Annotated in this window: 21 protein-coding genes and 1 riboswitch; of the genes, 12 read left to right on the top strand and 9 right to left on the bottom strand. The window is 40.8% G+C overall.

What is annotated here, in order from left to right; genetic code table 11:
* Positions 1-329 precede the first annotated feature (329 nt).
* Positions 330-995, bottom strand: a complete 666-nt coding sequence (locus tag NLF99_RS11900) for a response regulator transcription factor (RefSeq protein WP_185217178.1) — start codon at positions 993-995, stop codon at positions 330-332.
* 6 nt (positions 996-1,001) lie between these two features.
* A complete protein-coding gene (locus NLF99_RS11895; protein WP_254528412.1) occupies positions 1,002-2,690 on the bottom strand; it encodes an ATP-binding protein in 1,689 nt (562 codons plus the stop codon).
* Positions 2,691-3,170: 480 nt separating this feature from the next.
* On the opposite strand from NLF99_RS11895, the gene NLF99_RS11890 reads away from it, so the two are divergent.
* Positions 3,171-3,920, top strand: coding sequence for a DUF6882 domain-containing protein (locus NLF99_RS11890; RefSeq protein WP_254528410.1), 750 nt, complete (start codon positions 3,171-3,173; stop codon positions 3,918-3,920).
* Positions 3,921-3,933: 13 nt separating this feature from the next.
* Here NLF99_RS11890 and NLF99_RS11885 read toward each other — a convergent pair whose 3' ends face one another.
* Together NLF99_RS11885 and NLF99_RS11880 are read right to left on the bottom strand one after the other, a co-directional pair.
* Positions 3,934-4,215 (bottom strand): Rho termination factor N-terminal domain-containing protein, encoded by a 282-nt coding sequence (locus NLF99_RS11885; RefSeq protein ID WP_254528408.1) that lies wholly within the window; start codon positions 4,213-4,215, stop codon positions 3,934-3,936.
* 30 nt (positions 4,216-4,245) lie between these two features.
* Positions 4,246-5,112: a DMT family transporter gene (locus NLF99_RS11880; protein WP_254528406.1), complete on the bottom strand. Its 867-nt coding sequence runs from the start codon at positions 5,110-5,112 to the stop codon at positions 4,246-4,248.
* A 221-nt stretch (positions 5,113-5,333) separates the two neighbouring features.
* On the opposite strand from NLF99_RS11880, the gene NLF99_RS11875 reads away from it, so the two are divergent.
* From NLF99_RS11875 to NLF99_RS11840, 8 genes are all read left to right on the top strand, one after another.
* On the top strand, positions 5,334-6,074 hold the full coding sequence (locus tag NLF99_RS11875) for a hypothetical protein (protein ID WP_254528403.1): 741 nt from the start codon (positions 5,334-5,336) through the stop codon (positions 6,072-6,074).
* Between the two features lie 101 nt (positions 6,075-6,175).
* Positions 6,176-6,274, top strand: a riboswitch (TPP riboswitch).
* A 65-nt stretch (positions 6,275-6,339) separates the two neighbouring features.
* Positions 6,340-6,546, top strand: a complete 207-nt coding sequence (gene thiS / locus NLF99_RS11870) for a sulfur carrier protein ThiS (protein ID WP_185211523.1) — start codon at positions 6,340-6,342, stop codon at positions 6,544-6,546.
* Between the two features lie 19 nt (positions 6,547-6,565).
* A complete protein-coding gene (thiC, locus tag NLF99_RS11865) occupies positions 6,566-8,377 on the top strand; it encodes a phosphomethylpyrimidine synthase ThiC (RefSeq protein WP_254528401.1) in 1,812 nt (603 codons plus the stop codon).
* A complete protein-coding gene (locus tag NLF99_RS11860; protein ID WP_185217183.1) occupies positions 8,374-8,982 on the top strand; it encodes a thiamine phosphate synthase in 609 nt (202 codons plus the stop codon). Before thiC ends, NLF99_RS11860 begins: the two co-directional genes overlap by 4 nt.
* Positions 8,979-9,629 (top strand): thiamine phosphate synthase, encoded by a 651-nt coding sequence (gene thiE, locus NLF99_RS11855; protein ID WP_254528399.1) that lies wholly within the window; start codon positions 8,979-8,981, stop codon positions 9,627-9,629. The genes NLF99_RS11860 and thiE overlap by 4 nt, the downstream gene beginning before the upstream one ends.
* Positions 9,610-10,377 (top strand): thiazole synthase, encoded by a 768-nt coding sequence (locus NLF99_RS11850; RefSeq protein WP_185211519.1) that lies wholly within the window; start codon positions 9,610-9,612, stop codon positions 10,375-10,377. The genes thiE and NLF99_RS11850 overlap by 20 nt, the downstream gene beginning before the upstream one ends.
* Before the next feature lie 4 nt (positions 10,378-10,381).
* Positions 10,382-11,524: a 2-iminoacetate synthase ThiH gene (gene thiH / locus NLF99_RS11845; protein ID WP_254528392.1), complete on the top strand. Its 1,143-nt coding sequence runs from the start codon at positions 10,382-10,384 to the stop codon at positions 11,522-11,524.
* Entirely contained in the window at positions 11,517-12,221 is a 705-nt protein-coding gene (locus NLF99_RS11840) for a HesA/MoeB/ThiF family protein (protein ID WP_254528391.1), read from the top strand. The genes thiH and NLF99_RS11840 overlap by 8 nt, the downstream gene beginning before the upstream one ends.
* A 129-nt stretch (positions 12,222-12,350) precedes the next feature.
* Here the strand turns inward: NLF99_RS11840 and NLF99_RS11835 are convergent, their stop codons facing one another.
* The 3 genes from NLF99_RS11835 to NLF99_RS11825 form a co-directional block, all read right to left on the bottom strand.
* A complete protein-coding gene (locus NLF99_RS11835; protein ID WP_254528390.1) occupies positions 12,351-13,772 on the bottom strand; it encodes an RtcB family protein in 1,422 nt (473 codons plus the stop codon).
* A 68-nt stretch (positions 13,773-13,840) separates the two neighbouring features.
* The gene (locus NLF99_RS11830) at positions 13,841-14,938 is read right to left on the bottom strand and encodes a slipin family protein (protein ID WP_254528389.1); all 1,098 of its coding nucleotides are present in this window, start codon (positions 14,936-14,938) and stop codon (positions 13,841-13,843) included.
* Positions 14,939-14,984: 46 nt separating this feature from the next.
* Positions 14,985-15,158: a hypothetical protein gene (locus NLF99_RS11825; RefSeq protein ID WP_254528388.1), complete on the bottom strand. Its 174-nt coding sequence runs from the start codon at positions 15,156-15,158 to the stop codon at positions 14,985-14,987.
* A 594-nt stretch (positions 15,159-15,752) separates the two neighbouring features.
* Between NLF99_RS11825 and NLF99_RS11820 the strand changes: the two genes are divergently transcribed.
* The 3 genes from NLF99_RS11820 (at position 15,753) to NLF99_RS11810 (ending at position 18,081) form a co-directional block, all read left to right on the top strand.
* Positions 15,753-16,817 carry a YafY family protein gene (locus NLF99_RS11820; RefSeq protein ID WP_254528387.1) on the top strand — a complete coding sequence of 355 codons (1,065 nt, stop codon included), beginning with the start codon at positions 15,753-15,755 and terminating at the stop codon, positions 16,815-16,817.
* A 68-nt stretch (positions 16,818-16,885) separates the two neighbouring features.
* Positions 16,886-17,539, top strand: a complete 654-nt coding sequence (locus NLF99_RS11815) for a TetR/AcrR family transcriptional regulator (RefSeq protein ID WP_185211512.1) — start codon at positions 16,886-16,888, stop codon at positions 17,537-17,539.
* A complete protein-coding gene (locus NLF99_RS11810; protein WP_185211511.1) occupies positions 17,536-18,081 on the top strand; it encodes a GNAT family N-acetyltransferase in 546 nt (181 codons plus the stop codon). The genes NLF99_RS11815 and NLF99_RS11810 overlap by 4 nt, the downstream gene beginning before the upstream one ends.
* Before the next feature lie 236 nt (positions 18,082-18,317).
* On the opposite strand, the gene NLF99_RS11805 is transcribed toward NLF99_RS11810, so the two are convergent.
* Both NLF99_RS11805 and NLF99_RS11800 read right to left on the bottom strand, forming a co-directional pair.
* Positions 18,318-20,684: a M1 family metallopeptidase gene (locus NLF99_RS11805; RefSeq protein WP_254528386.1), complete on the bottom strand. Its 2,367-nt coding sequence runs from the start codon at positions 20,682-20,684 to the stop codon at positions 18,318-18,320.
* Positions 20,681-21,256: a HupE/UreJ family protein gene (locus NLF99_RS11800; RefSeq protein ID WP_185211509.1), complete on the bottom strand. Its 576-nt coding sequence runs from the start codon at positions 21,254-21,256 to the stop codon at positions 20,681-20,683. Before NLF99_RS11800 ends, NLF99_RS11805 begins: the two co-directional genes overlap by 4 nt.
* Between the last annotated feature and the right edge of the window lie 112 nt (positions 21,257-21,368).

The raw sequence follows: 21,368 nt of genomic DNA, 5'->3' as shown, positions 1-21,368 counted from the left end.
ATATTCATTATAAACAATAAATAAAAAACCTGAGCCGGGGAAGCTCAGGTTTTTTTTAACTAACCAATTATTAACCTAAATTATGAAATTATTTACTCTTTTACTCTGTTTGCTATTATTAACGCAAAGCAAATGCCTAAATGTATATTAAGACCCATGGATTAACATTTTTTAACAAGATTGGCAGGAAAAAGCATAAAAAATGGCCTCTAAATAATTAGAAGCCATTTATATTTATTTTGGTTAATATGGGTTGGTCAAATCTGTAAGCAAAGATACTTTCCCTACTTGGCATTACCATACGGTTTTCCGTAAAGCAATCATTAATTTTATATTAATCCCTTATCCTTGCAATACAATACCAGTTGTTCATTCTTGGTAAAGCCTAATACCTCTTTCATCAGGTTCAGTCTTTTCTCGATACTACTCAATCCCGAAGGTTTGATATTCTTTTCCTGCAAGATTTGAGGGATGTTCTTTTGAAGGACTCCTTGGGATAGGGATGAGATAATCTGGATATCCATATTGGTAAATTCATGTGAATTCTTTGACCTTAGGGCCAAGCGGATATCGGGTGATTGATAAATTTTGTTGCTGGCAACCGCTTTCAGCGCTTCTCTAAAATGTTGCCCATCATGCCTTGCCTTCCTGACATAGGCATCGATCTGATAATTTCTAAAGAGATCCTCAATCAAGCTGATCCGATCAATGGAAGAAAATACAATCACCTTCAGATCTGGTTGTACTTCTTTTGCGGCTTTTATCAAGTCCTTACCATGGGAAATCTTTTGCGGGACGATATCATCTTCGAAAACCAAGTCGGTAATCAGGAGGTCATACGGCTCTCCCTCGCGAACTGCTTTTTTGATCCAACTGAGGGCATCATCGCAGTAATAGACATATTTGGTATCCGTGACTCCCATTTCCTGTACCGTCTTATGGACAGAAAGGTTGGCCACCTCATGATCTTCAGCAATCAATACTTTTTTAAACATAACATCCTATTTTTGAATAGGGATGGAAATGTGAATTCCTAAACCTCTATTATTATTTTTCTCAAAAGTAAGGGTCCCTTTCAATAGATTTATACGGTTTTCCGTATTCTTAAATCCATTGCCATATTTTAAGGAATCCGAAAGTCCAATGCCATCATCTTTATAATGAACATGAAGGTTATTACCATCGTAATCAAATCGGACGATGACTTCCTGCGCTTTACTATGCTTCTGCATATTGACTAGCAGCTCCTGCAAGACCTGCTCTAGGTTGTCCTTTTGAAGGGCATTGAATTTTTCCCAAATAGCTTCCTCGTTCCCTGCAATCAGGATGGTACGGTCCTCATTTGAAAATGACTTCAGTAATTCGGAGATGGTCAGATGGAACTGAATATCATCCATCCCGAGGTCTTCAACTTCGTAGGATATATCCCTAGACTTATCATATAGGATTTCCAACCGGTCCAATAGCTCCTCTCGGTTGATATCATCTCGATTCTCTAATTCAGCCATTACCCTGTAAATCCCATTCGCAACGACATCATGGACTTTTCTGGAAGTTTTCAGTTGACTTTCCTTCACCCTATTTTCAGCTTCCAATTCCATTCGCTGTTTCCTTCTTTTATGCCAATTCAAGAAATAGAATGAAGTCAGTGCAGCCACAATCAACAGACCGACGATGAATACCCGCATCAGGTTCAATCTATATTGCTTTTCAGCAACTTCATTGCTAAGCTTCAGGTTGTTGGTTTTACTCTTTTCCACCTCGTAGCGGATTAATGCAAATTGATTTTTTGCAGTCATCCGTGCAATTTCGACGCTGTCCTGTATCTTATGGTACCTTTCTAGTATAGGTTGGTTTCTTTCTAGAACAGAAAGTTCCAACATGCGCTGCAGGGCATCCATTTGGGCATCTGGATTTTTGATAGCCTTAGCCGCCTCATATTGCTGCTTGGAATAATACAGCGCTGAATCCTTGTTCCTCTCCTTATAATAGTTCGCCATATGGGAATAACTCGAATTGAGCCCCCAAGGGTCTTTCTTCTTCTGACGGATCAGCATGGCCTTCCTCAATACGGGCAAAAACCTGTAATTCGTATCGACATGGCTTTTTGCCCTGGCATAATTCGTTAAGAATCGTGCATAATCAATGGAATTTGAATCTGTATTGGATAGTAGTTTTTTTAAGATTTCAATGGCTTTTTGATATTCTCTATTCGCTATATAAGTGGAAGCCAAGTTATTTTCGTAAACCTTTTTATTGGCAGGGTTTGCGGCATACCGTATGGCTAATTGATTGGCTTCAATTGATTTTTCAGTATCCTTTAGGGAAGTATAGACATTACTTAAATTGTTGTAGACCATTCCCAACAAGCCGTATTGAGCGGTATCGTTCAGGTTCAGATATTCAATGGCCTTGGTGGAGGTTTCCTGGGAACCATAATAATCACCAAAATCAGATTGGGTCACGGCCATATTGATCAAGCTTTCGGCCACACCGACACTATCATCCCTTTCCAAGAACAGAGATTTTGCTTTCTCAAAATAGACAAATGCACTATCAAACTCATTTTTGTCCAAGAAATCGTATGCCTGTTCGTAATACGGATTCTTCTCTGATTCTTGAGTAGATGTAATTTGGTTTTTACAGGATACTAAAAGCAGTAGCCCGGTCAAGAGTAATAATGGTTTCACAGGTAAAAATAATAATGGTCAAAAATAGCCAATAAAACAATTACTTTTCAGCACATAACACTAATAATCACAGGAATGAAAGATTATTTTGTTAAGCGAAACAACTGTTTGAACAGACATTGCTGTAACAACTCGGCTATCTTTACAATAACAAATTGTTACACAACCATTTATCTATGTAAATTTTACAATATCAAAAAAATACGATCTTAAAATAGGCTACCTTATTAAGTCCAGAATTTAAGCAAATATTTAACCAAACGACCATTAATAAGCTAAAATAAAACCTAACTTCACTTTAATTGAGGTAAAATTAATATTCGACGATTTAGGCTGATAAGTATTTTCTCCTACAAACAGTAGATATAACACTACGAAAAATGAATTTCCTACAACATTAGCCCCTTCTAATTATGGATTTCAACCAGCCTTTGTTAACTTAAATCATCAAAAGAAACTAACACAGTAAAGTAATATATTATGGGATTTTTAAATAGGTTATTTGGAAAACCTACACCTAAACAGGAAAATGAAAAATCAGAACAACCAACCAGCAAAGAAAGCCCTATAATTGAGCCAATAAAAACGGAGAAAGAATTATTTGAGAGTTATGCAGCTTATGGATTTGAAAAGCAAGTGGACTTTTCGGAATTAATTGAAGACAAGAGCTGGGATGCGGATTTGACACGTGGGTCAATCACTTTTGGTGATGGACTTGAGTTTCCATTGCAGATTATTGGGAGCTTTTCTTATTCTGTGAACACTTGGCTTTGGTCATGGGCAAATAGTCAATCAAACTTACCTGAAAACCTCCTAATTGATGCGAAAGCATTGAAGGAGTTTGGTGTGAAAAATAAAATAGATCAATTGAGGACTCCTGAATTTTCGATCAAACAGGAAGACTTACATCGATTGGGCCTAATCGCAGTCGGAATGTTTGATGCCGACGCCTATTACCTAGCAGATTATGGCAGTGGGGTCATGCTCATGACCGTAAAATCAGAGTTAATCCAACAGAACAGAAAAGATAATCATTACAGAATATTCACAACCTTCCCGCAGGTGATCTCAAACTTTGAAGTCGATCATAGGAATACGTTGATCCATTACCTGAAGAGCAAAGGCTATGAAGTCGAAGAGAGCGATACTCAAGTCATAGGCACGAAAGCTAATGAAAAATGTACTGCAAGCTTAGATTCCCTAAATCGCGTAGTAAATTTAGGAGGATAAAAAAAGAGGACTGTTAATGTCCTCTGATTTCTTTGATAAGCTGTCCCTTATTCATGCTGTGACGATTTTTTATACCGATTTCTTTTGCTTCTGCCAATAAATCAGATTTTGATCTTTCTTCCAGCTTTTTAGAATTATGATCGATGGTACCAGCAGCCTGGGCATTTGAGATTCGGGCAGCTTTTTCTTTACTCATCCCCTTATCTACCAATGCATCATAGGTTTTTGGTTTTTTTATCTGGGGTGTTTTTTCTCTGGGCATATCATTGAAAATTTGTTTATACCCTTTGAACATTTCATGGATTTTTTTGTTGGAATTTTTTATTTATAGTTCAAGCATTTCCTGTTTTCGAGAAAAAATTGTCGTCCCTATACTTGCCAACACCACACATAAGACAGACACCCATTGATTGATACTGAGGTATTCATGTAAAAATATCAGTCCAGAGAGTGCACCGAATGCAGGCTGCAGACTGGTCAAGATGCTGAATGTTTTGGCTGGCAGTCTTCCCAAGGCCATCATGTCTAATGAAAACGGCAATGCAGAAGATAAGATGGCCACGAGAAGCCCTTTGGAAAATTGCCCAGTATTGATGTTCAATATCGCGCCATCCATTAAGGCAAATGGAACTATAAAGACCGTTGCGATCATCATCCCGGTAGTAACTGCCTGTTTACCCTCCATAACTTTGGAAAGCTTGGCCCCCATCAGGATATACACGGCCCAGAAGACCCCTGCAAGCAAGGCTAATCCCAATCCTATCGGATCGATGCCATTGCTCTTCCAAGGAACGATCAGTAAAATTCCTGTCAAAGCCAATACTGCCCAGATGACATCTGTCCATTTCTTTGATAGGACAAAGGCCAAGAACAGAGGTCCTACGAATTCAATGGTAACACCTAAGCCCAATGGGATTCTTTGGATGGCCATATAAAAAATGAGGTTCATGACGGCAATGCCGATTCCGTAAAGGCCACAGTACATCCATTGTTGCTTGTTGAAGGTACGTAGCTTCGGCCTATTAATCGCATAGAGCAGAATGGCAGATAAGCCAATCCTCAAGGTTGTTGTCGCAATGGGACCAATGGCCGGAAACAACTGCTTCGCGAATGATGCTCCCCCTTGCACACAGATCATGGATAAGATGGCAGCAGCAACAGCAATATTGGTGTTTCGGATTTTGGCAAACATGGTCAATCGCTCTTTTTAAAATTGAATCCAAAAATAGCCTTTCATTTTTAGTAAACAGGCGAAATGAGAATAATTAATTCCCCAAACGACTTCCTGTATTTAATTTTCTTAACCAATATGTTAAATATAGTTATTACTGTCATTCTAAGCCTTTAGATTTAGTAAATTAGACTAGATGAATTATTTTCACCTAAAGAAAATGAAAGCTTAATATTAGAGCTATGGCATTAAAACCGATTATTATTTCCTTCCTTTTGTTCCTTTATAGTTTGGTGGCATTTTCCCAAGCTCAAAAGAGGTATACCGGCACAGTTTACTCCAGTGACAGCAGTCTGTTGATCAAAAATGTGGATGTCATTAACCAAAGAACAAAACAAACGCTGCGATCAGATTTTGATGGTTCCTTTGGCATCGATGCCCGCCCGTCTGATAGCATAACCTTTGTCCATCCGCATTGGAATAGCCTCAGTATCTTGGCTGAAGATCTAAAGCAGCATGTTTTCCTACAGAAAAAATCCATCGTGCTAGAAGAGATCGTCGTCATGGGGAATACCAAAGCTGCAAAGCTGAAGGAACTGGAAAGCATGAAAAAAGATATCAACGTTAAAGGGGGACTATATTACTCCGGTGAACCACCATGGTACCTGCTTCTACCCTTTGGCATGCCAACCGTTACTTACTTCTACGAAAAATTCAGTAAATCTGGTAGAAACGCGAGAAGGTTCAATGCTTTTATGCAACAAGAAATCAAAAATATGGAAGTGGACCAAATCTTCAACAAAGCAAGCATCAGCGATATTATCCCCATGGACGATGAAGAGCTGGAACAGTTTATGGTGGAATATAGACCTGATTTCGAAACTGCCCAATATTGGACCAGCTATGACCTGCATGTGTATATCAAGAAATATTACAAAGAATTTAAAGAGAAAAACCCTGCTGAAAGATTGATCCTAAAGTAGTTCTAGGGATTGCTTAAGGTTTCTTCTCGGTAAAGAAGCAACCTGTAAATTGTATTATAATCACAAATAATTTCTTTTAGTTAACTCATTTAGCTAACTTGCCTACGCTTTAGGGGTGTCTGCATTAATTGCAGGCTGAGATTTTACCCTTATAACCTGATCTAGATCATACTAGCGTAGGGAAAAGTAAAATGTCATTCATGGGTGCGTCCTGTACCTAAAGTAGACATTCCTAAAGCATTAATGCTTAAATAACTATTCAGGAATGTTACTTATTATCAATAATCAGACAAAACAGTACAAGAGATCTCCATTTACCTTGGAGGAATTAATGGATTTGGAGCTTAAAGGCAAAACCAAAGGTGTTGCTGTTGCCCTAAATAACCAAGTCATCCCTAGAGACAAATGGTCGGATACCTTATTGACTGATACTGATTCTATCCTAATCATAACCGCAACTCAAGGCGGATAACCCTTAAATATTTGAAGACATGACAGAACAAAAGATTACAACCAATGCTTTTCCAAATTCCAAAAAGGTTTATATTCCAGGTAACCTATACCCTATCCAAGTTGCAATGCGTGAAATATCCCTGAGCCCAACCAAGCTGAGCAAGGATGGTCTTGAAATAAACCCTCCTGTTACGATTTATGATACTTCTGGTCCATATACGGATGTGAATTCTGAAATCGATATCCGTAAAGGCCTGGACAGGATCAGGGAACAATGGATTTTAGACCGCAACGATGTTGAGATTCTGGATGGCATCAGTTCGGAGTACGGACAAAAAAGGCTCCATGACCCAAGCTTGGATGAATTGCGGTTTTCTTACAATCATAAACCGAAAAGAGCAGCAGATGGACAAAATGTAACCCAACTGCACTATGCTAAGAAAGGGATCATCACTGCAGAAATGGAATATGTTGCCATTCGTGAGAACCAAAGAATTGAACAATTACAGTCCGCTACGAAGGGAATAGCTGAACAACATAAGGGCGAAAGCTTTGGTGCAAATACGCCAAAACGGATCAGTCCTGATTTTGTGCGGGATGAAATCGCAGCCGGAAGGGCAATCATTCCAAATAATATTAACCATCCGGAAAGTGAACCTATGATCATTGGCCGTAATTTCTTGGTGAAGATCAACGCCAATATCGGAAACAGCGCTGTAAGTTCCAGTATCGAAGAGGAAGTGGAGAAAGCAGTCTGGGCATGCCGATGGGGTGCAGACACGATCATGGACCTCTCTACCGGAAAGAACATCCATGAAACCCGCGAGTGGATTATCCGAAATTCTCCAGTACCAATAGGTACAGTTCCTATCTATCAAGCTTTAGAAAAAGTTAAAGGTGTGCCGGAAGATCTGACCTGGGAGATTTTCAAGGATACCCTCATTGAGCAAGCAGAACAGGGTGTTTCCTACTTTACGATACATGCGGGTGTCCTGTTGAGATATATCCATTTAACGGCGAAAAGGGTAACAGGAATTGTTTCTAGAGGTGGTTCTATTATGGCTAAGTGGTGCCTATACCATCATAAAGAGAATTTCCTGTATACGCATTTTGAGGAGATATGCGAAATCATGAAAAAGTATGATGTAGCCTTCTCTTTAGGTGATGGATTAAGACCAGGCTCTATTGCCGATGCCAACGATGAGGCTCAATTTGCAGAATTGGAAACCTTAGGAGAACTGACTAAAATAGCTTGGAAGCATGATGTTCAGGTGATGATAGAAGGTCCGGGACATGTCCCTATGCACATGATCAAAGAGAACATGGAAAAGCAATTGGAAGAATGTGATGAGGCTCCATTTTATACCTTAGGCCCATTGACAACGGATATTGCACCCGGCTATGACCATATCACTTCAGCTATTGGAGCTGCAATGATCGGCTGGTACGGTTGTGCTATGCTGTGCTATGTTACACCAAAAGAACACTTAGGCCTTCCCAATAAAAAAGACGTTAAGGACGGTGTAATCACCTATAAACTTGCTGCCCATGCTGCAGATTTGGCCAAAGGACACCCTGGCGCCCAATACAGAGACAATGCATTGAGCAAAGCGAGATTCGAATTCAGATGGGAGGACCAATTTAACCTTTCACTCGATCCTGATACCGCAAGAGAGTTTCATGACGAAACTTTACCTGCAGATGCAGCAAAGGTGGCTCATTTCTGTTCGATGTGCGGCCCTAAATTCTGTTCCATGAAAATAACGCAAGAGATCAGGGAGGCAACCGAAGAAAGGATGTTGGAAAAATCGAAGGAATTTATTGAAAGTGGAAAAGAAATATACCTATGATCATAGTCGTTTCTCCAAACAGCAATTATCCTAACGAACCATTGCATGTCAACAACATGTTAGATAATGGATTGGAGCTATTTCATTTCAGGAAATATGCCTCATCGGATGACCTGGCTTTGGAGTATTTGGACAATATTGATGTTTGTCAAAGAAAGAAAATCGTACTTCACTCCCACCATCACCTTGCGACTGAGTTTATGGAAATTGAGCGTCTGCATTTCAATAGTTATGATCGGATAAGAGGGAAGCAATTGGAGTATAATGGTAATTACATCTTATCGACCTCCACGCATTCTATTCAGGAATTCAATGAATTGAACAAGACTTGGTCTTACGCCTTTCTTAGCCCTATTTTTCAGAGTATCTCAAAGCCTGGACACGGTATTTCGAACAATGTTTTTGAAGATATTGAACTAAAGGACAATGCAGATGTCGATTTGATTGGACTAGGAGGAATTGAATATCAAAACATGGAAAGAGTATTAGGCAAAGGTTCGGACGGAATTGCTTTGTTAGGGTCCATTTGGAATCAGATCGATCCAACTAATTATTTGATCTCCTGCAATGAAAAACTAGCATTATGGAAGGCAGACCAACTATGAAAACTAACTTAAGTCGAATCCAATACATATCTGATGGAAGAACTTTTTCGGACCAGGAAAGAAATATCAGGAAGGCTCTGGATTCAGGAATCAAGTGGCTACAACTCAGGTGGAAATTTGGAAGAGAAAAGGAACTTCATCAGCTTGCAGAATTGAGCCGAAAGCTCTGTGAACTCTATCAGGCAACCTTTATCATCAACGACCATTTATATTTAGCCAAAGACCTGGATGCAGATGGAATCCATTTAGGGTTGCAGGATGAATCTATTTTAAGTGCTAGAGCTGTCTTAGGCAATGAAAAAATTATTGGAGGGACAGCAAACAGCTTCCAGGATGTACTTCAAAGAATTCAGGAAGAATGCGATTACATTGGTCTTGGACCATTACGGTTCACCTCAACCAAACAGAAACTGAGTCCAGTTCTAGGATTTTCAGGATACCAGGAAATCATCCAAAGACTAAAAAATGAAAAGGTACAATACCCTCCAATTTATGCCATTGGAGGGATAAAAGAACAGGACTTAACCGAATTGTTGCAAGCAGGGATTTATGGCGTGGCTATATCAAGCTTGATTCAAAATGACCCTTCTGCAACTTCAAGAATGAATCAATTTTACACAGAAGATTATGTTGAAAATAGCCGATAAAACATTTCAATCCAGACTTTTCTTAGGTTCTGGAAAATTTGGAAACCTTTCCCAAATGGAGGAAGCTATTTTAGTTTCTCAAACCGAATTGGTCACCTTAGCGTTAAAAAGAGTGGATCACCAATCTGCCGAGGATACCTTGCTGAATTCCTTGTCATTACCCAATGTGGCCTTGCTTCCCAATACTTCGGGAGCTAGGAATGCAAAAGAAGCAATTTTTGCAGCCCAACTTGCAAGAGAAGCTTTTGAAACCAATTGGATCAAACTTGAAATCCATCCTGACCCTCGATATTTGATGCCTGACCCCATCGAAACTTTAATAGCTACCGAGGCGTTAGCCAAGCAGGGTTTTATCATCATGCCCTATATTCATGCTGACCCTGTTTTATGTAAAAAACTGGAGGATGCCGGTACGGCAGTTGTTATGCCATTAGGTTCTCCAATAGGAAGCAACAAGGGATTAAAGACCATAGACTTTTTGGAGATCATCATTGAACAGAGTCAGGTACCGGTAGTAGTCGATGCGGGCATTGGAACCCCCTCTGATGCTGCCCAAGCCATGGAAATTGGAGCAGATGCCGTATTGGTGAACACTGCAATTGCCACGGCCTCGGACCCTATTAAAATGGCCGAAGCTTTCAAGCTGGCCGTGATTTCAGGAAGGATGGCTTATGAATCTGGATTAGCAAGCAAGAGCTTCAATGCCAATCCATCTTCTCCACTAACTAGTTTTTTAATGGATCAATAACAGGATGGACATCAAAGAAACCTTAAACCAATACGACTGGAAAGAAATACAAAACAAAATACAGAATTGCAAAACCTCCGATGTTGAAGCATCCCTGATTCGGCCTAAGAAGTCTATCATGGACTTTCTGAACCTAATCTCACCTGCTGCAGAACTTTATTTGGAACCAATGGCACAACTAAGCAGCCAGTTGACCCAACAGCGTTTTGGCAAGACCATACAACTGTATGCCCCTTTGTACCTGAGCAATGAATGCCAGAACATCTGTACCTACTGTGGCTTCAGTATGGACAACAAAATAAAACGAAGGACCTTGAGCAATGCTGAAATCATCTTGGAAGCCATGGCTTTAAAAGAGATGGGGATCAATCATGTCCTATTGGTTTCGGGAGAGGCCAATAAGACCGTAGAAATCCAATATTTCCTGAACGCCATCAGTCTCTTGAAACCCTTTTTTTCAAATATCTCCATTGAGGTACAGCCACTCTCCCAGGAAGAGTATGCCATGCTCCATCAGGCAGGAGTACATTCAGTGTTGGTCTATCAAGAAACCTATCACGAGGAAGTCTATAAAATATACCACCCGAAAGGCAAAAAGTCCAATTTCAAATTCCGATTAGAAACACCAGATCGCATAGGCTCTGCCGGAATCCATAAAATAGGTCTAGGCGTTCTATTAGGCCTAGAGGATTGGCGGATTGACAGCTTCTTCAATGCGGTTCATCTGAATTACCTACAACAGCGATATTGGAAAACCAAATATTCCGTTTCATTTCCACGATTGCGACCCGCGGAGGGCATAATTGAACCCAACTTCATTATGGAGGACCGTCACTTGTTGCAATTGATCTGCGCCTATAGGATCTGGAATCCGGATCTGGAGATTTCAATCTCTACGCGAGAAAGTGAAAACTTCAGGAACCATATCATCGCATTGGGAGCAACAACCATGAGTGCTGCCTCAAAAACCAATCCTGGTGGATATGTCGTGGACCCGCAATCTCTGGAGCAGTTTGAAATTTCCGATGAACGAAGTATGGAAGAAATAAAGAACAGTATAAAGGCCAAGGGCTATGACCCTATCATGAAAGATTGGGACTCCTGTTTTTCTGAACAATTCAGCAACTCAAACAGCAACCATGGATAAAGAATTCAGTCGCTATAGCCGACAGATCTTCATGGAAGAAGTATCCATTGAAGGCCAGCGCAAGATTGGAAACTCAAGGGTTCTGGTGATCGGTGCAGGCGGATTAGGATCCCCTGTCATTCAATACCTTGCAGCAGCAGGCGTTGGGAAATTGGCTGCAATCGACTTTGATATACTTGAAATCCATAACTTAAACCGACAGGTGATACACCAAGAAAGCTTTATTGGAAGGCCAAAGGTCGAAAGTGCACATTCTTTTGTACGCCAATTCAATTCAGGAATTTCTTTCGAGCCCATCGACCAGAAACTAAATAAGGAAAACATTGCGGCTGTATTTTCGGGATACGACATCATCGTAGATGGTTCAGATAATTTTGAAACGAGATACTTGGTTAATGACCACTGTATCAAAATGGGAAAAACACTCGTTTATGGAAGCATATTTTCCTTTGAGGGTCAAGTGGCTGTATTCAATTATGAGGGCAGCAAGAACCTAGGGGATATATTTCCAAGTCCCCCTAATCCAGAGGATGTACAGAACTGTGACCAATTTGGGGTTCTGGGAGCTTTGGCGGGAATCACTGGAACCATGATGGCCATGTTGACCCTGAAAGTTATTCTGGGACTTAATGTCCCTGTAAACCAGTTGACCATCATCGATGGCAAAAACTGGAACTTCAACCAGTTAAGATATTAAAGAGAGTAATTAGTGTGACAATTACTAAAGGATAAGATGGCAGGTAAAAATCCTGCCTAACCTTATCCCTTTTTATTAAAAGGCAATATTAAGGTCAAAGAACCGAACAAAAAGCCAATACCTCCATGCTTAATCTTCCCTTGAACCATCGTCAGCCATGCGGACCACCTTTGGATGGAAGGATGCAACCACATCCAGCAATTCCTTTTGGGCATCCATGACCTCATGGATATTCTTATAGGCCATTGGCGCTTCGTCCAAATCCGCTCCGATCAAGGTTATCCCTAGATCTTCCAACCGCTGATTAAGCTCTTTTCGTGACAAGGTCTTTATCGCTTGGGTACGGCTCATCAATCGTCCTGCACCATGCGAAGCCGAATTGATCGCTCCCTCAGCCCCTTTTCCACGCACCAGAAATCCTGGTGCAGCCATCGATCCCGGAATGATTCCCATCACCCCTTTTGCCGCTGGAGTTGCGCCCTTACGGTGCACGATCAGCTCCTCTCCTTTCCACATCTCTTTCCAAGCAAAGTTATGGTGATTTTCCACCTTCGTCAATCGCTCAGCACCCAATTCAGAGAGCACCTTTTCATGGATCACTTCATGGCAGGCTGAGGCATAGTCCCCCGCTAGGTTCATGGCTAACCAATATTCTTGGCCTTCAGCAGAATCTAAGTCGAAATAAGCCAAATGCTTGGCCTCATGCGGCAATTGACAGAACTGCATAGCCATTTTGGTATAGTGATTGGCGATCATTGCCCCCAATCCACGAGAGCCAGAATGCGTCAATAGAGCCAAGTACTGTCCTTGAGGAACCCCTAATTCTTTATCCTCTTCATTAAATTCCATGATGCCAAACTCCACAAAGTGGTTTCCACCACCTGAAGATCCTAACTGTGTCCAAGCCTTATCTTTTAATTGCTTCACAAAAGGATTGGCATCAAACTGATCGTTCTCCAACACCTCGTGGTCAAGACGTTCATCTTTCAAGAAACCGTTCCCCGCACCAAAGCGCGTGGTTTTCATCAAGATCTTTTTCAGCTCGTCCCGATGGGTATCCACATAACTGGCCGGAAGGTCAAATATGGAGAGCGCCATACGGCAACCGATATCGACCCCAACAGCATAAGGAATGATTGCATTTTTCGTTCCCAATACCCCACCAATAGGCAATCCATAGCCTTGGTGTGCATCAGGCATCAAGGCACCGGCAACCGTTACCGGCAGTTTCATCGCCGTTTTCATTTGGCTCTTTGCCCCATCCTCAATTTGCTCAGCGCCATACACCTCGTATGGCAACTCTTCAGTCTTCAAGGGGATATTGTATTTTCCCAATTCCTCTATATTCAACAAGGCAAATGAGAGCGGTGAAAACACGGGATCTTCAGCAAAAGCTTTTGGATCATCCAAAACAGCTTTAAATTTCGTCAACATTTCCTCTTTGCTAAAACCCAATCGCTTCTTGTTGATCTTCAAAGCAACCCCAATAGCCAAATTCTCTTTATATCCTAAGGCAATCAAATCATTGCCATTAATTCTCTTATTTTCCATCTTTCATTAATTTAACAAATAATGACCATTTAATAAATCTGCAGGGCCTTATTACCCTGCAGGACTTCCTATTTATTTAAGAACAATTGTTTCAATTGATCTACGATCTGTCCGTTTCCAGAAACAGAAATCGTATTGATCTTGTCCGCAATCTTCTCCACGTATTCCATTTCCTTTAACCGGAACAACATCGCATTCTCTTCCAAAAGCTTCGCGGTATTCAGCAAGCTCCTTGTCGAGGCCGTTTCTTCCCTTCTGGTAATGATATTCGCCTGAGCTTTCTTCTCAGCGACCAACACTTGGTTCATGATATCCTTGATTTCTCCCGGAAGGATAATATCCTTGATACCCATGGAAATCAATTCAATTCCCAATCGCTGAACCGACCTCTTCGCTTCTTCCAAGATCACCTTTGCGATCGCATCCTTATTTTCCAATAATCCATCGAATGTTTGGTCAGATACATACGTTCTTACGATCATTTGCATCAAAACATATAAATGATTATCAAAGGATTGGTTTTCCAACAAGGCCATCTTGATATCTTTTACTTGATATTGGAAACCAATATTCAATCGTATCTGTACTTTGTCCTTAGTCAAGATTTCCTGACCTGGAATCTCCATATACATAGCTCTTTTGTCCACGATGGCCACCTGAATGGCATCAGCGTTTTTCCAAAAGAAGTATTCCCCAGCCAACAATTCTCTTTCAAATTTTCCATTTACAAAAAGCAATGCTCCTTGAAATTCTTCAATCTGATATCTGCTCACATAAGATTTGAACAAGTCTTTCCTTAAATAAGCCTTGTTGATGGATGAAGGTACCTCCAAGGTATCCATATTTTCAATTTGGAATTCCAAATCCTCCAATCCTTTCCAGAAGACATGTCTTCCCGCATTCAACAAGCCTACAAGGTTCTTGTTCTTGAACATCAAAGCGATTTCATTGTCCAAGACCTCAACGATTTCAACCAATTCTAAAAATCCAGGTACAGTCAACAAAACATCTAGATGATAAGCAACCTGAAATGGTTTCGCCATATCATGGCGCTCAAGGGATTCCCCAAAGCCTAACCAGTATTTTCCTTCAGTCACAACCCTTTTTACAGCATTGTTTTTGATGATCAATCCTACTTCGTTTCTGTTAATTAATACCTTTTTCATTGTTTTTCTATTTAATTATTTCACTCATTCATTTAATCCTAAAAAGCTATTGCCAATCGTTCATCGGTCCGGAACGGAACTCTAGGGTAGTCCTAGACCATCCAGCGACCTTGCCCTTTCCACACTGGGAGAACAGGTCTTCCGGTAGTTCAGGAACAATTTGCCTTTGGTCTAGGTCTAGCAAAAAGTTGCAAAGATCCTTTCCGACTGTTATTGGCATGAACATGCCTTTAACCGAACCATTGGCAATAAGCTTTTGATCTTTTTAGAGAAGACCTAAACTCGTCCATCGTGTTTTACCACGGAAATGCATCGTGTGAGGATGTTTATGGTCCTATTTCAACCATGGGTTTGTTATTCTAACCATTTGAATTATCCTGGAAACCAGGAGCAGGATTCGAACCTGCACTGCAAACAATTAATCTATAGACCCATCTCATAATCAGTATACTTCATCCTACTGGAAAAGCACTAGCCTGCCATACAGAAACAGGACACCAGGATTACGATTTGATCTCTACAGATTATATATCCTGTTGGACATATATCGTATAAAAAGCTTATCGCTTGTTTAATCAAAGAACATTTGTCATACCCGACATTACAAAGGTGCATACAGCACTACGCAACACTTATGCGTAGTAAAATTTTATTCAAATTATTTTAATAATATACATTTATTATACTGTGTATCAATTAATTAATTTAACAACATTTTTATAACATATTTACAAAAAGACATTACTACGCAAATACTTTGCGTAGTAATGTTAAATTATCTATCTTTATTTTATTCAAAAAGGAAAGGAAATCCATGTCTACAAACAAACTTGCTCTTATTCGATACAAAATCATCGACCAATGCCTTCAACAAACCCATAGGAAATGGACCTTGGAGGACTTGATAGAAAAGGTCTCGGATGCACTTTACGAGTTGGAAGGGATCAATAGTGGTGTCAGTAAAAGGACAATTCAAGGCGATATACAGTTGATGCGAAGCAATAAACTCGGATATAATGCTCCTATAGTTGTGAAGGACCGTCGATATTATAGCTACGATGACCCGAATTACAGCATTAGCAACTCTCCTATTTCCTCCATGGACATGGAAAAAATGAAAGAAGCCGTCGATGTCCTGAAACATTTGAATGGCTTTACATTTTTTGAGGAAATGAGCGATATGATTATCCGTTTAGAGAGCCAGATGTACGCTTCTAAGGGAGAAGGCAAGTCCATTGTACAGCTTGAAGCCAATCCTTTATTAAAGGGATTGAAATGGATTACCCCACTCTATCAAGCCATAAAGGACGAAAACCCTGTTTTGATCAAATACAAATCCTTCAAGTCAAAACAGCCCACAGTTGAAGTATACAGCCCCTATCTTTTAAAGGAGTATAGAAACCGATGGTTTCTAATCTGTTGTAAAAAGCACCATTCAAGCTTAACTACTTTGGCACTGGACCGGATGGCTGAAATTGACATGATGGCCAAAAATGGGTTTCAACCTTATGAAGGTGTTGATTTCGATCGATACTTTTCAGATACCATAGGTGTTACCAAGTCTGCCAAGGAGCGTGGTCAGAAAGTCATCCTACAGGTAAACGCCGCCAATGCACCCTATGTAGAGACCAAACCTTTGCACAGCTCCCAACAGATCCAAAAAAGGCATGATGATGGTTCCATTACCATACGGATAGACGTGATACTGAATCTTGAGCTGGAGCGAGAGATATTGGGATTCGGGGAATGTGTTAAGGTATTGGCCCCAAAAAGCCTAGAAAAGAGAATACTTTATAGGCACTACAAAGCGTTAAATCAATATGCCAAAGCCCAAATCATAAGGGAAGATACAGAGCCGCAGAAGCAACCTGATAAATAATGATATTACTCACTTTATTCCCTATGCTGTGAATAATGCTTAAATTTATCCTACTATTTTAAACAGATATGAAAAAAGCTCCGAATCCTGAGCAGAAGTCCAGAAAAATCACCTCTGGACCCGTACGTGAAAAGGCAAGAACGATGAACAGAATCGTCAATGCCGTCGGAAAAGTCTTAAAAAAACATGGTTACCCTGGGTTGACCATTGCAAATATTGCCACAGAAGCAAAAGTCGACCGTAAATTGATCTATACTTATTTTGACAACTTGGACAACTTGGTGGAGCTATACATCGAAAAGAGGGATTATTGGAAAACCAAGGCCAAATCCACTATTTCCCGATTATTGAGCCAGGAGATCATTCAGGATGATGAAATGTTTGCTCTCTTGCAAGGACAGTTCAATGCTGTTCTTAACGACGAGATCTTACAGCGAATCCTGCAGTGGGAGCTTTCTGAAAACAAGGAAATCCTCCGTAAACTAGCAGATAGCCGTGAAGAAATTGGCGCGGAACTCATCCGTAAATACGAAAAGGGCCACCCTAATTCCGATGTCGACACCTGCGCCATCCTTGCCTTGCAAACTGCAGGCTTATATTACCTAGCTCTTCACGCCAAAACAAATGGAAGCACCTTCTGCGGACTAGATCTGAATTCCGAAAAAGACCAAGAACGAGTTTCCGCTGCATTAAGAGAAATACTGACTAAGACCCAAACATGAAAAGAATCATCGAAATAGATCCTCAAATCAGCTTGAAAGCAATCGTCGAGAGTGATGCCATTCGAATGTACAACATCATCAATAGCCAAAGGGAATATCTTGGAGAATGGCTCCCTTTCGTCCAATTTACCAACAGAGTAGAAGACAGCAAGGGCTTTGTTGAAATGGCAATGCTGAGCCGAAAGCTTAAAAAAGACTATGTCTATAAGATCTGTTTCGATGACCGAATGATTGGCTTGATCGGCACCAAGGAAACCGATTTATTGAACAAAAACACGGAAATTGGCTATTGGCTATCCCAAGATTTCCAAAACCAGGGGATCATGACCCGCTCGGTGGAAGCCCTGATCCAGGAGCTTTTTGAAGAGCTTAAATTAGAACGCATACAGATCTGCTGCGCCATAGGCAATGAAAAAAGCATCAATATTCCCAAAAGACTAGGCTTTAAACTGGAAGGAACCAAAAGGAATGGGGAATGGATGGGCAATTTCCAATTTAGGGATCTTCTGGTATTCAGCAGGCTGAAGTCAGACAGACCATAGTTTTAGGATATCTAAACCCTCTTGTCTCTCATCTGAAATTTTCCCAGATCAAGCGTTCATAGACCACGAGCTCTTGACCAAGCTTTACCCTTGTTCGAGCCATATTCGGAAAATTCGGAATGTGTCCCGAATAAGACCAAAGCAAAACCAGGATAAAATAGTCAAAAAATTGTAGAATAAAACACAAGGGCAGCTCAAAATTTGAACTGCCCCTTATATTTTTAGTTTAGTATTACCTATCTATTATTTTGCTTTTTAGCTTCCTTCATCGGATTGCTCTCGGCCGATTGACCGCGAGCTGCCCGTCCATTCTGCTGGTACAACTCAAACCTGGAAGGTTGAGAAGTTCTAGGCCATGCATTGTTGGACTCATCTATATCCGCAGTTTCACGATACGGATCCAATTGAATGGAGGCAACTTGCTTGCTCTTTGCAAATACTTTCGTTGCTTCATTTTCATCCATTCTCCAGATATAAGCAGGGACTTGATCGATCTCTTTGCTTCCATCGGTAAAGGTCCATTCGATGATCAATGGCATGACCAATCCACCATTGTTCCTGAAGTTCAACTCATAGAATGTAGTCTTACCATTGAAGATATCTTTTTCTTTATCAGTTAGCTTATTATAGAAATCTTGGTAGCTGGTTTCATCGGCTGGCTTCACGGCAAAACGATCCCATTTATTATAGAAATCCAGAAGAGAGGTATCCTTATCGACCAAGAAAGCCATATTCTCTTCCATGTTTCGCTGACGCGTAATACTGTTCAGGTCTTTATCAAATGCTTCTTTTTTCTCCTGTTGCGTTTTCTTAGGGTCTGCTCCACTCATTCTATATTGCGTCACATTATCTAAGGAAATCTCAACCGGATCAGTTCCAAAGAACCAACCTCTCCAGAACCAATCAAGGTCTACGGCAGAAGCATCTTCCATGGTCCGGAAGAAGTCGGCCGGAGTAGGGTGCTTGAACTCCCATCGTCTTGCATATTCCTTAAAGGCATAGTCAAAGAGCTCACGCCCCATTACTGTTTCTCTCAATATATTTAGAGCTGTCGCTGGTTTAGCGTATGCATTAGGTCCAAATTGAACGATATTTTCAGAATTGGTCATGATAGGTTCCAACTGATCTTTTGGAAGCTTCATGTAATCCACGATCTTGTAGGCCGGTCCACGACGGGAAGGAAAATCCTTGTCCCATTCTTGTTCCGTCAAATATTGAAGGAACGTATTCAGTCCTTCATCCATCCAAGTCCATTGGCGCTCATCCGAATTGACGATCATTGGAAAGAAGTTATGTCCAACTTCGTGGATAATCACACCGATCATGCCATATTTTACGGCTTCAGTATAGGTACCATCCTCATCGGCACGGCCATAATTGAAGCAGATCATCGGATATTCCATACCATTTGCTGCTTCCACAGAGATAGCTACGGGATAAGGATATGGAATGGAGAATTTAGAATATGTCTTTAAGGTATGGGCAACAACTTTGGTGGAATATTTACGGTACAATGGGTAAGCCTCAGGACCATAATAGGACATGGCCATTGGTTGATTTCCCGGAACACCTTCATTCACACGCAAAGCATCCCAGATCAAGCGACGAGAGGTAACAAAGGCAAAATCGCGAACGTTCTTGGCTTCATAAACCCAAGTTTTCTTGGCACTGGATTTCTGTTGAATGGCTTTGTTAGCATCCTCTAATGTAACGATCTCAACGGGTTCTTTCGATTGCTGAGCCTGCTTCCATCTAGCCAATTGCGTCGAGGTCAATACTTGTGCATAGTTTTGGCATTCTCCTGTCGCTCCTACCACATGGTCCGCTGGAACCGTGATATTTACTTGATAGTCACCAAAAACTAACGCAAATTCCCCTCTTCCGGTAAACTGTTTGTTTTGCCATCCCTGAAAATCGGAATAGACCGCCATACGTGGAAACCATTGTGCTATAGTGTATAGGTTATTATCATCTTTAGCAAAATGCTCAAATCCACCACGACCACCTTCGACCATACGATCAGAGATCTTATAATCCCAATCAATCTTCAGCACGAATTTAGCGCCAGGCTTCAACACTGTGGGAAGATCAATACGCATCATGGTATAGTTGATGGTATATTTTAGCGCTTTATTGGCTCCATCGGTCACCTTATGGATATTGACTCCAAAACCTTTTTTCTCTGGAACCAATGATTTCAGTTCGCCTATTGACATTTTCTCCCTTAAGCTACTTTGGTCAAACCGTTTACTTTCGGCATTGTCCGCATGCTCGTTTTCATCTAGCTGAATCCAAAGATAGGTCAATGGATCTGGAGAATTGTTGGTGTAGGTAATGGTTTCAGACCCTTTCAGCACGCGATTGACATCATCGATCTCTACATCAATGACATAATCGGCTTTCTGCTGCCAATACATTGCCCCTGGTGCACCAGATGCCGTTCGAAAGATATTTGGATCCGTCAACAGGTTACCCAGTTGCTCAAACTTGTTCCCATGGTTGGAACCTGGGTTATGCTGCATCTGCGCTTGGGCAGCATATATGCCTGCCGAACCTACAAGGGCAAGGCAGATGGTTTTGATTATTGATGAATATAATTTCATAATGGAATACGTTCGAGTGCCATAATAAAGGAGATTCCGATAACGGCCGATGAGAGGAAGAAGCTCCAATCACGGTTGCTGACCGCAAAAATCTTGAGCATCAACTCCGAAAGCAGAATAACAAAAAAGACAATGATAAGTTGTCCAAACTCCAAACCTATATTGAAGGACAGCAGTGGCAGTACAATATTTGCTTCCTGTCCCAACAACGATTGCAGGTAATTTGAAAATCCAAGACCGTGGATCAGTCCAAAGAATAGGGTCATCGCATAAAGGACATATGGGCTCCGCTGCTTTCTTCTTTTGGGCAAATTATAGAATGCAGTGGCCAAAATGGTCACCGGAATCAAGAATTCCACCCAGGCGGTATCTACCCTGACGATCTTAAATGCTGCCAATGCCAAGGTGATGGAATGGCCGACCGTAAATGCGGTTACCAGCCAAAGAATTTTCTTCCAATCTTTTAGCGTATAACTGCAACATAAAACGAGAACAAAAAGAATATGGTCATAACCCGTCAGGTCCAAGATATGCTGCCAACCAAGCTGAAAATAGATAGAGAAATCGCTCATTAATTAGGTCTTGTAATAATAACATAGCAAAATTAATATTATTTTAACATAGACAAACGGATTTACTAATTTTAGGCAGATTTGCACATAATTGTTGCAAAAAATCAATAGA

This window comes from Sphingobacterium sp. LZ11T8, from assembly GCF_024261425.1.
Lineage (GTDB): Bacteria > Bacteroidota > Bacteroidia > Sphingobacteriales > Sphingobacteriaceae > Sphingobacterium.
The sequence above is the reverse complement of the archived record's forward strand: the minus strand, read 5'-3'. Positions and strand labels throughout refer to the sequence as shown.

Excerpts from the sequence above, each read along its gene's own strand:
- NLF99_RS11900 (WP_185217178.1), bottom strand. The coding sequence starts at position 995 with ATGTTTAAAAAAGTATTGATTGCTGAAGATCATGAGGTGGCCAACCTT.
- NLF99_RS11815 (WP_185211512.1), top strand. The coding sequence starts at position 16,886 with ATGAAAAAAGCTCCGAATCCTGAGCAGAAGTCCAGAAAAATCACCTCT.
- NLF99_RS11820 (WP_254528387.1), top strand. The coding sequence starts at position 15,753 with ATGTCTACAAACAAACTTGCTCTTATTCGATACAAAATCATCGACCAA.
- thiE (WP_254528399.1), top strand. The coding sequence starts at position 8,979 with ATGAAAACTAACTTAAGTCGAATCCAATACATATCTGATGGAAGAACT.
- NLF99_RS11810 (WP_185211511.1), top strand. The coding sequence starts at position 17,536 with ATGAAAAGAATCATCGAAATAGATCCTCAAATCAGCTTGAAAGCAATC.
- thiS (WP_185211523.1), top strand. The coding sequence starts at position 6,340 with ATGTTACTTATTATCAATAATCAGACAAAACAGTACAAGAGATCTCCA.
- NLF99_RS11880 (WP_254528406.1), bottom strand. The coding sequence starts at position 5,112 with ATGTTTGCCAAAATCCGAAACACCAATATTGCTGTTGCTGCTGCCATC.
- NLF99_RS11805 (WP_254528386.1), bottom strand. The coding sequence starts at position 20,684 with ATGAAATTATATTCATCAATAATCAAAACCATCTGCCTTGCCCTTGTA.
- NLF99_RS11830 (WP_254528389.1), bottom strand. The coding sequence starts at position 14,938 with ATGAAAAAGGTATTAATTAACAGAAACGAAGTAGGATTGATCATCAAA.
- NLF99_RS11885 (WP_254528408.1), bottom strand. The coding sequence starts at position 4,215 with ATGTTCAAAGGGTATAAACAAATTTTCAATGATATGCCCAGAGAAAAA.
- NLF99_RS11840 (WP_254528391.1), top strand. The coding sequence starts at position 11,517 with ATGGATAAAGAATTCAGTCGCTATAGCCGACAGATCTTCATGGAAGAA.
- NLF99_RS11850 (WP_185211519.1), top strand. The coding sequence starts at position 9,610 with ATGTTGAAAATAGCCGATAAAACATTTCAATCCAGACTTTTCTTAGGT.
- NLF99_RS11800 (WP_185211509.1), bottom strand. The coding sequence starts at position 21,256 with ATGAGCGATTTCTCTATCTATTTTCAGCTTGGTTGGCAGCATATCTTG.
- thiC (WP_254528401.1), top strand. The coding sequence starts at position 6,566 with ATGACAGAACAAAAGATTACAACCAATGCTTTTCCAAATTCCAAAAAG.
- NLF99_RS11860 (WP_185217183.1), top strand. The coding sequence starts at position 8,374 with ATGATCATAGTCGTTTCTCCAAACAGCAATTATCCTAACGAACCATTG.
- NLF99_RS11825 (WP_254528388.1), bottom strand. The coding sequence starts at position 15,158 with ATGCCAATAACAGTCGGAAAGGATCTTTGCAACTTTTTGCTAGACCTA.
- thiH (WP_254528392.1), top strand. The coding sequence starts at position 10,382 with ATGGACATCAAAGAAACCTTAAACCAATACGACTGGAAAGAAATACAA.
- NLF99_RS11890 (WP_254528410.1), top strand. The coding sequence starts at position 3,171 with ATGGGATTTTTAAATAGGTTATTTGGAAAACCTACACCTAAACAGGAA.
- NLF99_RS11835 (WP_254528390.1), bottom strand. The coding sequence starts at position 13,772 with ATGGAAAATAAGAGAATTAATGGCAATGATTTGATTGCCTTAGGATAT.
- NLF99_RS11875 (WP_254528403.1), top strand. The coding sequence starts at position 5,334 with ATGGCATTAAAACCGATTATTATTTCCTTCCTTTTGTTCCTTTATAGT.